Annotated in this window: 7 protein-coding genes; 6 read left to right on the top strand and 1 reads right to left on the bottom strand. The window is 46.2% G+C overall.

The window, feature by feature from the left end:
• The 6 genes from QZ323_RS06535 to QZ323_RS06510 all read left to right on the top strand — a co-directional run.
• On the top strand, positions 1-209 hold a 209-nt coding region (locus tag QZ323_RS06535), incomplete at its 5' end, for a hypothetical protein (RefSeq protein WP_294633813.1).
• A gap of 76 nt (positions 210-285) precedes the next feature.
• Complete coding sequence (locus QZ323_RS06530) at positions 286-573, top strand: hypothetical protein (protein WP_294633812.1); 288 nt, start codon at positions 286-288, stop codon at positions 571-573.
• 192 nt (positions 574-765) lie between these two features.
• Positions 766-4,506: a phosphoribosylformylglycinamidine synthase gene (purL, locus tag QZ323_RS06525; RefSeq protein ID WP_294633811.1), complete on the top strand. Its 3,741-nt coding sequence runs from the start codon at positions 766-768 to the stop codon at positions 4,504-4,506.
• 286 nt (positions 4,507-4,792) lie between these two features.
• Positions 4,793-8,800, top strand: a complete 4,008-nt coding sequence (locus QZ323_RS06520; RefSeq protein WP_294633810.1) for a response regulator — start codon at positions 4,793-4,795, stop codon at positions 8,798-8,800.
• Between the two features lie 17 nt (positions 8,801-8,817).
• A complete protein-coding gene (locus QZ323_RS06515) occupies positions 8,818-9,372 on the top strand; it encodes a chromate transporter (protein WP_294633809.1) in 555 nt (184 codons plus the stop codon).
• Positions 9,373-9,439: 67 nt separating this feature from the next.
• Positions 9,440-9,988 carry a chromate transporter gene (locus QZ323_RS06510; protein WP_294633808.1) on the top strand — a complete coding sequence of 183 codons (549 nt, stop codon included), beginning with the start codon at positions 9,440-9,442 and terminating at the stop codon, positions 9,986-9,988.
• On the opposite strand, the gene QZ323_RS06505 is transcribed toward QZ323_RS06510, so the two are convergent.
• Positions 9,985-11,490 (bottom strand): family 10 glycosylhydrolase, encoded by a 1,506-nt coding sequence (locus tag QZ323_RS06505; RefSeq protein WP_294633807.1) that lies wholly within the window; start codon positions 11,488-11,490, stop codon positions 9,985-9,987. The two genes, QZ323_RS06510 and QZ323_RS06505, sit on opposite strands and share 4 nt — an antisense overlap.
• Positions 11,491-11,518 lie beyond the last annotated feature (28 nt).

The raw sequence follows: 11,518 nt of genomic DNA, 5'->3' as shown, positions 1-11,518 counted from the left end.
GAACGAAAAATGACGAAAAACAAGCGATTTTTAATGAAAAACAAGCGTTTTTTGATGGAAAACGAGCAAAAAACGAGCAAAAAACAGCCAAAAACAACCAAAAACAAGTGAGAAAAACGTCACAAAAGCGACCAAAACATACTGAAGAACAGATATTTGCACACAAACCCTTTGAAATAAGCAACACAAACACATCCATATATATATAAAAAGAGAAAAAGAAAAAGAAAGAAATATATTTCTTCTACAGAAAAAGAAGAAGAAAAAGAAAAGACTGAAAATGCCATGAACTGCCGTGAACGACCGGAACATCCCGTCCGCTCCTTCGTCCCTCCACGTCCCGACCGGTCACTCCCTGTGGAACGTGTGGAACGACCGCTTGCAACGCCGGGAGCCGCAGTACGGATAAAAAGCCGTCGCATTTGCCGCCGCATCCCCTGGGGTTTGCCGGAACGTTGCCCCGCATTTGTACGGAAAACCCCACGGGAATCAGACACAAAGCCCAGGGCAATCCGACATTCAAGCTACGGCAATGCCGCAAAATCCATCGAAAAGTCCGGTTCCCTCCCGTAACCCTCAAAATCGCCAGAAAACTACCTTTACAACGACTGACTAAGGATTTTTTAGTTCTTTTCTTTCTCTCCACCAACGTTTTTTAGTATCTTTGCACCCAAGAAAAAAAGCCTGCATCTCCCGTTAATTGCTTCCCGGCATTTTCCGGAGTGCCCCAAGTATAAATCATAAACTAAAATCATAAATATCCGTATGATTCTTTTTTTCAGAACCTCATCCCAAAGCGTGATAGCCGTAGAATGCGAACACGCGCTACCTCAAGCAGACATCGACAAACTCTGCTGGCTCTTTGGAGAAGCCGCTACCGAAAGTGAAGATAACCTGAAAGGACATTTCGTAGGTCCACGCCGCGAGATGATTACTCCTTGGAGTACGAACGCCGTAGAGATTACCCAGAACATGGGGTTGAACGGTATCGTGCGCATTGAAGAGTATTTCCCCGTGAAAGATGAAAATGCCGACTACGACCCTATGCTGCAACGCATGTATCAGGGGCTTGACCAAGAAGTGTTCACCACCAACCGGAAGCCGGAAGCCATCATTCACATCGAAGACCTGGAAGCCTACAACGAACAGGAAGGTCTGGCTTTATCCAAAGAAGAAATGGACTACCTCAAAAAGGTGGAGAAAGATCTTGGACGAAAACTGACGGACTCCGAAGTTTTCGGTTTCGCGCAAATCAACTCCGAACACTGCCGTCACAAAATCTTCGGCGGTACGTTCATCATCGATGGCGTGGAACAGGAGTCTTCACTTTTCCAGATGATCAAGAAAACAACACAGGAGAACCCGAACAAGATCATCTCTGCATACAAGGACAACGTAGCTTTTGCAGAAGGTCCGGTCATCGAACAGTTTGCACCTGCCGACCACTCCAAACCCGATTACTTCCAGGTGAAAGACATCGAAAGTGTCATTTCCCTGAAAGCAGAGACTCACAACTTCCCGACTACCGTAGAACCGTTCAACGGTGCATCGACGGGTACCGGCGGTGAAATCCGCGACCGTATGGGCGGTGGAAAGGGTTCGTGGCCAATAGCCGGAACAGCAGTCTATATGACTTCTTATCCGCGTACCGACGAAGGACGTCCTTGGGAAGAGCTCCTTCCTGTACGCAAATGGTTGTATCAGACTCCGGAACAGATATTGATCAAAGCCTCCAACGGAGCCAGCGACTTCGGAAACAAATTCGGACAACCGCTGATCTGCGGTTCCGTGCTCACCTTCGAACATCGCGAAGGGGCAGACGGTAATGCACAACCGCTTGCAGACGAGGCTTCCGTAACGTACGGTTACGACAAAGTGATCATGCTTGCCGGCGGTGTAGGTTACGGCACGAAGCGCGACTGCCTGAAAGGTACGCCCGAAGCGGGCAACAAGGTGGTAGTCATCGGCGGTGATAACTACCGTATCGGCCTGGGCGGTGGTTCCGTCTCTTCTGTAGACACCGGACGCTACAGCAGCGGCATTGAGCTGAATGCCGTACAGCGTGCCAACGCCGAGATGCAGAAGCGTGCCTACAACGTAGTGCGTGCCCTCTGCGAAGAAGATACCAATCCCGTCGTGTCTATCCACGACCACGGTTCGGCAGGACATGTAAACTGCCTCTCCGAGTTAGTGGAAGAGTGCGGCGGTATGATCGATATGAGCAAGTTGCCCATCGGCGACAAGACGCTCTCCGCCAAGGAAATCATTGCCAACGAAAGCCAGGAGCGCATGGGTCTCCTCATCCAAGAAGAGGCAATCGAACACGTACGCAAGGTGGCTGAGCGCGAACGCGCCCCGATGTACGTGGTAGGCGAAACCACCGGCGACCACCGGTTCGCTTTCCAACAGGCTGACGGCGTACGCCCGTTCGACCTTGCTGTGGAACAGATGTTCGGTTCGTCTCCCAAGACTTACATGATAGACAAGACCGTAGAACATCACTACGAGATGCCGAAATACGAGCAGTCCAAACTGCACGAATATCTGACCAACGTATTGCAACTGGAAGCTGTAGCATGTAAGGACTGGTTGACCAACAAGGTAGACCGTTCTGTAACCGGAAAGATTGCCCGCCAGCAATGCCAGGGCGAATTGCAGTTGCCGTTGAGCGACTGCGGTGTAGTAGCCCTCGACTACCGCGGCGAGAAAGGTATCGCCACCTCACTGGGACATGCCCCGCAGGCTGCGCTTGCCGATCCGGCAGCCGGTTCCGTGCTTTCTGTCAGCGAAGCATTGACCAACATCATCTGGGCACCGCTTGCCGAAGGCCTTGACAGCGTATCACTCTCTGCCAACTGGATGTGGCCTTGCCGCTCGCAGGAGGGTGAAGACGCGCGTCTCTACACTGCCGTAAAGGCTTTGAGCGACTTCTGTTGCTCACTGCAAATCAATGTGCCGACCGGAAAAGACTCGTTGTCCATGACGCAGAAATATCCCGACGGCGGCAAAGTAATCTCTCCGGGAACCGTCATCGTCTCCGCAGGCGGCGAAGTGTCCGATGTGAAGAAAGTGGTATCTCCCGTCCTCGTGAACGATGAAAAGAGCACGCTTTATCATATTGACTTTAGCTTCGACGAATTGAAGTTGGGCGGTTCGGCTTTTGCACAATCACTGGGCAAGGTGGGCGACGAAGTTCCGACCGTAAAGGATGCCGAATATTTCCGCGACGCTTTCCTGGCTGTACAAGAGTTGGTAAACAAAGGCCTGATTCTGGCCGGACACGATATATCCGCCGGTGGTCTCATCACTACCTTGCTGGAGATGTGTTTCTCCAACATGGAAGGCGGTATGGAAATCTCTCTCGACAAGATGAAGGAGCACGACCTCGTGAAACTTCTGTTTGCCGAGAATCCGGGTATCGTGATCCAAGTGAGCGACAAACGTAAAGAAGAGGTCAAGCGGATACTGGAAGACGCGGGCGTAGGCTTCGTGAAGATCGGTAAGCCGACCGACGAACGCCACATCCTCCTCACCAAAGACGGAGCTACCTACCAGTTCGGTATCGACCACATGCGCGACGTATGGTATTCTACCTCTTACCTGCTCGACTGCAAGCAATCTATGAACGGCTGTGCCAAGAAGCGCTTTGAAAACTACAAGATGCAGCCTATGGAATTTGCTTTCATGCCGGAATTCAAAGGCAAGTTCTCACAATATGGCATCGACCCCGACCGTCGCACTCCATCAGGCATCCGCGCCGCTATCATCAGAGAGAAGGGAACAAACGGCGAACGCGAAATGGCCTACTCTCTCTACCTGGCCGGCTTCGATGTGAAGGATGTGACAATGACCGACCTTATCAGCGGAAGAGAAACCCTGGAAGACGTGAACATGATCGTCTACTGCGGTGGATTCTCCAACTCTGACGTATTGGGTTCCGCTAAAGGCTGGGCAGGCGCCTTCCTCTTCAACCCGAAAGCCAAAGAGGCTCTCGACAAGTATTATGCACGTGAAGATACCCTTTCGCTGGGTGTCTGCAACGGCTGTCAGCTGATGATGGAACTCAACCTGATCACTCCGGAACACAAGAAGAGAGGCAAGATGCTCCACAACGATTCGCACAAGTTCGAGTCCCGATTCCTCGGCGTGACCATTCCGACCAACCGCAGCGTCATGTTCGGTTCGTTGAGTGGCAGCAAGCTCGGAATCTGGGTGGCTCATGGTGAGGGTAAGTTCTCCCTGCCGTATGATGAGGATAAGTATAACATTGTGGCTAAATACAGCTACGATGAATATCCTGCCAACCCTAACGGTTCGGATTTCTCAACAGCCGGCATTGCCAGCGCCGACGGCCGCCATCTGGCAATCATGCCCCACTTGGAACGTGCCATCTTCCCGTGGCAGAATGGATGCTATCCGGCAGAACGCCTGCATAGCGACCAAGTCACACCTTGGATAGAGGCTTTCGTCAATGCCCGCAAATGGATAGAAGAAAAGATTAAATAACCTCTACGGATTCACCCGCAAAGAGAGGATATCCGCAAGGATATCCTCTTCTTTATACGTATCGAAACAGCATGCAACCTATTGCAGCAGTCTAATGACAGCAGTAATCCCAAGCATTAAGCGCCTGTTTAAATTTTGTTCTGCCTTCTCTTGAGAGTTCTTTTTGAAGAAAATTTAAACAGATTCTAACATCACTGGATGTTTTTTATCTTGTTATTATCACATAAACATCTTATTTTTGCGTTCATTTCACAAATGCTCTAACAATAAAACGACCATAACTATCATGAAGAAAGTTATCTTTTTTCTTTTACTCATATTCATCTCTCATCTTTGCACCGCACAGACTTATAAATATATCGGCGTAGAAGATGGTCTGAGTAATCGTAGGGTATATGCCATTCAGAAAGGTCCGAAAGGCTATATGTGGTTTCTTACGCATAATGGCATAGACCGTTATGACGGAAAGGACTTCAAGCAATATCAACTGATAGAAAGTGGCATGGAAGTGAACTCTATGCTGAATCTGAGTTGGTTGTACGTCGGAGCAGATGACACACTTTGGGAGATAGGTCGAAAAGGAAGAATATTCCGCTATGATGTCAAGCACGACCGTTTCCAATTTATATATAAATTGCCGGAAGAGGTGGTGAATGGAAATCCGTATCCGGTCAGCTACAGTTTCATCGACACGAACAATGTGATATGGCTGTGCAATGAAGAGGATTTATATCTGTATGACACCCAAAGCCAAAAAAGCACCGTTATAAAGAATCAGATCGGAGAGATCATTTCAGGAATCAAGGAAATAGGTTCCAAACAATATATCATAGGAACTGATGTTGGCATACACTATGCCGAACTGAAGGAAGACAAGCTCGTCCTCTCCCCTTGCGAACAGCTCGACAGCCTGAAAATACAAGTAACCGAATTGTATCTTCACCCCCAAAGCCAAAAACTCTTCATTGGAACATTTCAGAAAGGCATCTATCTGTACGATATGAACAGCAGTCAGGTTCTCAAACTCAACACCAATCTGGAGGATGTCAGTATCACCTGCATCAAGGCTTTCAACGATAATGAAATACTGATTGCCACAGACGGTGTCGGAGTCTACAAAATGAATACTGAGACATACGAATGTGAACCCTACATAACGGCAGATTATAGTAGCTACAACGCTATGAACGGAAACAGCATCTACGACTTGTTGGTTGACGGAAACCGTATCTGGATGGCAAACTATCCCATCGGAATCACCGTGCGCAACAACCAATACAATAGTTACCAATGGATCAAACACTCTATCGGCAACCAACAGTCAATCATCAACGATCAAGTGAACGCCATCGTCGAAGACCATGACGGCGACCTATGGTTTGCTACCAACAACGGCATCAGCCTCTATACTACCAAAGACAAACAATGGCACTCGTTTCTCAGCGTCTTCAACAAAAGTAACCTGACCAAAAATCATGTATTCATCTCCTTATGCGAAGTGGCTCCCAACATTATTTGGGCAGGTGGATACAGTTCCGGCATCTACCAAATAGACAAAAAGCAGATGAAAGCCGATTTCTTTATCCCCTCTGCTTCCGAAGGTGGAAGCATACGTCCAGATAAATATATCCGTTCCATCACAAAAACATCTGACGGAAGCATTTGGTCGGGAGGATATTATAATCTGAAACGGATCAATTTCCAAACCAAAAGCGTACAGCTATACCCCAACCTAAGCGGTATCACGGATATCATTGAAAAGGATGAACGATACATGTGGATAGGTACCTCCACAGGATTGTATCTGCTGAATAAAAAAACCGGAAACTACCAATATATAACAATGCCGATCGAGTCGTCCTACATCAATGCACTCTATCAAAACGAAGAAGGCCTATTATATATAGGAACCTGCAATTCCGGCCTGTTGGTCTACAATCACAAAGACAAATCATTCGAACATTTCCATAAGAACAATTGCGCCCTTATCTCCAACAACATATACACCATCCTCCCGAATGAAAACAAAAGCCTCCTGCTGAGTACGGAAAACAGCTTGGCGAGTTACTATCCGGATAGCAAGATATTCCACAACTGGACCAAAGATCAAGGATTGAGTAGCGACCATTTCAACCCGACTTCCGGCACGTTCCGCAAGAACGGAAATTTCATTTTCGGCAGCACAGACGGAGCAATAGAATTCGACAAAGATATGATCATCTCACGCGACTACAAATACCGTATGGTATTCAGTGACTTACGCGTATTCTACCAAACAGTTTATCCCGGAGACAAAAGTTCCCCCTTGGAAGTAGATATCGATGAAACCAAGACGCTGAGATTGAAATACACCCAGAACATCTTCTCGCTAAGAGTGTCATCCATCAATTACGATTATCCCTCACTACTTCTGTACTCATGGAAATTGGAAGGTTTCTATGACGAATGGAGCCGCCCGGAAAAGGAGTGTCGGATTCGCTTCACAAACCTGCATCCCGGAAAATATACACTACGCGCACGCATCATTTCCAGCGAAGACCAACGTATCGTTCTGGAGGAGCGAAGCATAAACATCGTGATAGAACAGCCTTTCTGGCTCAGCCCGTGGGCTATGTTGATCTATGCCGCCATTATTGCAGTAATAGCAGCCATCGTCTTTCGCATTCTTCTCATGCGCAAGCAGCGAAAGATTTCAGATGAAAAAATACGCTTTTTCATCAATACGGCACATGATATCCGTACACCATTAACGTTGATAAAAGCTCCTTTAGAAGAACTCAGCAAGAAGGAGAACCTGACTCCCGACGGGCACAACAGCATGAATACTGCCATCAGAAACGTCAATGTCCTGCTTCGACTGACAACCAACCTGATCAACTTCGAACGGGCAGACACCTATTCCGGAACGTTATATGTCTCGGAATATGAGCTAAACACGTATATGGAGGAACTGATAAATATCTTCCGCACCTATGCCGAAGTGAAACGTATCAGCCTGACTTATGAAAGTAATTTCCGCTATATGAATGTATGGCTTGATAAAGATAAAATGGATTCTATCCTGAAGAATCTTATATCCAATGCCTTGAAATATACACCCGAAGGAGGTAATGTACATATCTTCACTTCCGGAACAGAAGACAACTGGAATGTAGAGATTAAAGATACGGGAATAGGTATTCCAGCTTCCGAACAAAAGAAACTTTTCAAAATGCATTTCCGAGGCAGCAATGCCATCAACTCGAAAGTCACAGGCAGTGGCATCGGCTTATTGCTGGTAGGAAAACTTGTGCATCTGCACAAAGGAAAAATCAGTTTTAACAGCACGGAAGGAGTAGGCTCCTGTGTTAAAGTTACATTCCCTAAAGGAGAAAAGCATTACCGCAGAGCCATACACAACTCCAAACCGGAAAAAGGAAAAGGATTGTATACCGAATCGGAAATGGGTATGGAACTCCCACCAAGCAGTATTTACGAGAAGACAGAACCGAAACCACAGAACAAAGCTTTCCCGAAAATCCTCGTAGTAGAAGACAATGATGAGTTAAGGGAGTATCTGCGCAATACACTGTCGGACAATTATAACGTACAGGTATGCAATAATGGTAAAGCAGCCCTTGGTATAGTCAAGGAATACATGCCTGAGATGATTATCTCGGATATCATGATGCCTGAAATGCGGGGAGACGAAATGTGCCATATCTTGAAGCATGACATAGAGACTTCACATATTCCCATCATCCTGTTAACAGCATTGAATACGGATCGGAACATCATTGAAGGTTTGAACGCCGGAGCTGACGAATACATAGTGAAACCTTTCAATGTAGGCATTTTACGCGCTACGGTTGCCAACATCCTCACTAATCGCACCTTGCTGCAACGTAAATATGCCAATCTGGAACTGAGTGATGAAGAGAACAAAGAAGAAAACACTACTGCGAATACTAACGGCTTAAACGAACTTGATCAGAAATTTATTGCTACTGTCAAGAAGCATGTGGAGGAAAACATTAGCAATCCTGCCCTTAATGTAGATATGATATGTGCTCTGTTGAATATGAGCCGTACCAGTTTCTATAACAAAATAAAAGCCCTGACAGACCAAGCACCGGCCGATTACATTCGTTTGATTCGCCTGAAACATGCAGCACTGCTACTGAGAGAACAGAAATACAGCATTACCGAAGTGGCTGAAATGACAGGATTCAACGATGCAAAATACTTTAGAGAAGTATTCAAGAAGCATTTTAATGTCAGTCCCAGCCAATATGGAAAGCAAAAAGAAGGATAATAAAAACATTTATAAACATGAATATATATTTAGAAGCGTTCGGAATTTTTTCTAAAATAGGAGTTTTTACCATCGGAGGCGGTTATGCAATGGTTCCCCTGATAGAAAAGGAAATCGTAGACAAGCGAAAGTGGATTGCCAAAGAAGACTTTATTGATTTGCTTGCCATCTCCCAATCCACACCCGGCATTCTGGCTGTCAATATATCTATTTTCATTGGTTATAAACTGAGGGGAATACGCGGAAGCATAGTCACCACTATGGGAACGGTATTGCCATCTTTCCTTATTATACTTGCCATAGCCATGTTCTTCCACAATTTTAAAGATAATGTCGTCGTAGAACGGATCTTCAAAGGTATCCGTCCAGCAGTAGTAGCACTAATTGCCGCTCCTACATTCAGTATGGCTAAATCGGCAAAAATCAACCGTTATAATATCTGGATACCGGTCGTATCTGCCCTTATCATCTGGTTACTTGGATTCTCTCCTATCTGGATCATTATTATTGCCGGAATAGGAGGATATTTATACGGGCGATTCCATCATCCGGAAACTAATCATTGCAAATGAAAAGTACATAATGCATCATAAAGTATAAATCAAATCATAAGTCACAAATTATAAACCTAATACTTCAATGCTTTACTTACAACTATTTTATACGTTCTTTAAAATTGGAATGTTTGGATTTGGTGGCGGATATGCCATGCTTTCGATGATACAAGGAGAAGTAGTCACCCGCTATGGCTGGCTGACTTCCCAGGAGTTTACAGACATTGTAGCCATCAGCCAAATGACCCCTGGACCTATAGGTATTAACACAGCTACCTATGTAGGATTCACTGCTACAGGTAACGTATGGGGATCCGTGATTGCCACATTTGCCGTAGTATTTCCTTCGTTTATATTGATGCTGGCTATTAGCAAATTCTTCCTGAAATACCAGAAACATCCGGCTGTAGAAGCTGTTTTTAGCGGATTGCGTCCGGCTGTAGTAGGGCTTCTGGCTTCGGCAGCACTAGTACTGATGAATAAAGAGAACTTTGGTTCACCTCAGGAGGATATATATTCATTCACGATGAGTTGTATAATCTTCCTGGTAGCCTTTATCGGCACCAGGAAGTATAAGGTCAGCCCGATATTAATGATCGTGGCATGCGGAATAGCGGGGCTGGTGCTGTATTAAAGTTTCACGTTCTTCTTCACAGCCTTCGACTCATTGTGTAACCGGTCAAGCGCGGTTACTACATAACGATATTTGGTCTTACCGTTCTCGTATGGCAACTTATAGAAATTATTACGTGTGATGGCTACGATATGGGCAGGATTACTTATATCTACTTTCTCCGTAGCCTCAAAACGGTAAACCACATACTGCACGGCGCGATTCATCTCATCCTTATATTTAGGTGCTGTCCAGAATAAGATATAACCGTCGGCAGTCCATACAGGTTTCACCTTGCGCACCTTTGCCGGTGCCTCCTTATCCATAAATTCAAACACAGGAGGAAGAGCTGGATATTTGTGATACTCGGCAATCAAAGCATCGCGATATTTCCCTACATTCTCTATGACGGCACTTGCCGGCCATTGGCAACTCCCCCCAATAGTCTGATAAGCCCGTTGCAATGCCATTTTTCGGGGTAACTGATGCATCGAAGGATTCTGCGGATCGGCATTCTGCACGGTATTCATCACGGATTGTCCAATGAACAGAGGGCGGTTCTCCGTATTCTTGGCCCACCATTTCACCAGTGTCTCATAGTCGGCAACGGGATGGCCTATCTGCCAATATATCTGTGGGATATTATAATCTATCCATCCCTCACGTGCCCAAAGAAGTACATCGGCATAGAGGTCATCGTAATTCTGCAACCCATTAGTCTTGCTGCCCAATGGGTCGGTACGTTCGTTACGATAGATGCCAAAAGGAGAAATTCCGAATTTAACCCACGGTTTCAAACCACGCACCGTCTCGTGTATCTGCTTGATAAGCGTATTGACATTGTTTCTCCGCCAATCCGCCTTGTCGGAAAAACCACTTCCATAGCGGGCAAAGCTGGCATCATCCGGAAAATCTACTCCCTTCAGAGGATAAGGATAGAAATAATCGTCCATGTGGATAGCATCTACGTCATATCGGGACACAATATCCGTTATCACCATACAGATGTGACGGCGGCTTTCCGGCAACGCCGGATCAAAAAACAACTGGTCACCGTAAGTAACAAACCATTCCGGATGAATGTTGAAGACGTGACCGGGAGCCAGTTGGCTCTTCTGTGAGGTTTTCACACGATAAGGATTTATCCACGCATGAAACTCCATGGCGCGTTTGTGACACTCTTCGATCATGAACTGCATAGGATCCCAATAAGGATCGGGGGCTTGTCCCTGTATGCCGGTCAAGAAACGGCTCCACGGTTCCAATTGAGAGGCATAAAGAGCATCGGCCTCAGGTCGCACCTGGAAAATGATGGCATTAATGCCCGCCTCTTGCAGGGAATTCAGCTGACTGATCAAAGTTTGCTTCAACTTTTCTGTGGGAACTTCACGGAATTGTCCGTTGACAGCCTGTATCCAGGCTGCACGAAATTCCCTCTTAGGATATTTTTCCATTTGGAACTGCGCTGCCACTGTCAGGGAAAAGAACAAGGCACATACGCATAAAAGGCTTCTTACTTTCATTCTTTTATAAATCGGGTTAAGAGTTTAT

Origin of the sequence: uncultured Bacteroides sp., from assembly GCF_910585845.1 — a bacterium.
Classification (GTDB): domain Bacteria; phylum Bacteroidota; class Bacteroidia; order Bacteroidales; family Bacteroidaceae; genus Bacteroides.
This window is presented reverse-complemented; position numbering and strand designations above follow the sequence as displayed.